Consider the following 1127-nt stretch of genomic DNA (forward strand, 5'->3'; position numbering starts at 1 on the left):
TTTTCCTGTATTAAATTTATCTCTTACCTGATTTAATGAATGCTATTAATTTATCTGCATCATCAAAATCATCATAATCTCCATTTATCCCTTGCCTATGATATACAATACCATTCTTTTCGTTTCGTTCTAAGCAATCAAGAAGTTCCTCTACTCCATATCTTTGTATAAATATAGTGAATCCATATGGTTTTATCTTATTTAATAATCCCTTATGACATTTTTCTTTACATAAATAACAAGCCTCTAACCCTTTTTCTATAGAGCACTTACGATTTTCACACCATTCTTTATCTGGACATTTCCCCGAACTGCAGCCAGAGCATTTTGAATTTTCTGAACACAAACAACAAGCAAGCCCACACCGTGCAATTCCTAATTCTCTTTTCATTTTTTATCCCCTCTTTCGAATTGCTATTTGTCTTTTTAAAAAGTATAACATATTTTGTAAATAAAATATTGTTCAATTCTCAAAAATATATTCTATTTTTACTTCATTTTATTTTTTAAAGACAACAAAAACACCGCAAATTCATTTCTGAATACTGCGATACTTTTATATACTATTTTATCTTTTTAAGTTCATTAACAAATAGGAATTTATCTTTTACTTAAACTTCTTCCTAGACAATAAACACCAACCAGCATTTCTCCCACAGATAACCCCAAAAGTAATCCAGCAAAAAAATCTTTTACATCAGAACCACCAATACTATGAGAAACAGCCAAGAAAGCAATCCCCATTACAATTAGTAAAATCCCATACATAGTATTTTTTTGTTGCTCTAAATCCTGCGTCCTTTTTAACAGGTCCATAATCTGTTTCTCATCGTATATGCGTACACTATTTTCCTCAATTTCTTCTCCGTCCATTAGTTCTGTAACTGTTATTTCAAGCTCTTTGCATAGTTCTTGCACCACACTGTAATCAGGCATACATTTTCCTGTTTCCCATTTTGAAACAGACTTATTTGATACGCCTATTTTTTCTCCAAGTTGCTCCTATGTCATATTGTGTTCTTTTCTCTTTTGTGCAATAAATTTACCTATAGCTAATTGGTTCATATTTAACACCCCTTTGTTTTTGATACTAAAATCTTACTTGCAAAGTATCAAAAGGTCTAGAG

1 protein-coding gene and 1 pseudogene are annotated in these 1127 nt (G+C 31.1%); both read right to left on the reverse strand.

What is annotated here, in order from left to right:
* Positions 1–16: 16 nt before the first annotated feature.
* On the reverse strand, positions 17–391 hold the full coding sequence (locus AZI32_RS17030) for a hypothetical protein (RefSeq protein WP_061997145.1): 375 nt from the start codon (positions 389–391) through the stop codon (positions 17–19).
* 209 nt (positions 392–600) lie between these two features.
* Positions 601–990: pseudogene (locus AZI32_RS17035) on the reverse strand (helix-turn-helix transcriptional regulator); the annotation flags it as partial.
* Positions 991–1127: the final 137 nt, after the last annotated feature.

This window comes from Clostridium sp. ATCC 25772 (genome assembly GCF_001573875.1).
GTDB lineage: Bacteria > Bacillota > Clostridia > Clostridiales > Clostridiaceae > Clostridium_J > Clostridium_J senegalense.

What these genes read in the sequence shown, in the direction of transcription:
- AZI32_RS17030 (WP_061997145.1), bottom strand. Translation starts at nt 391, where the DNA reads ATGAAAAGAGAATTAGGAATTGCACGGTGTGGGCTTGCTTGTTGTTTG.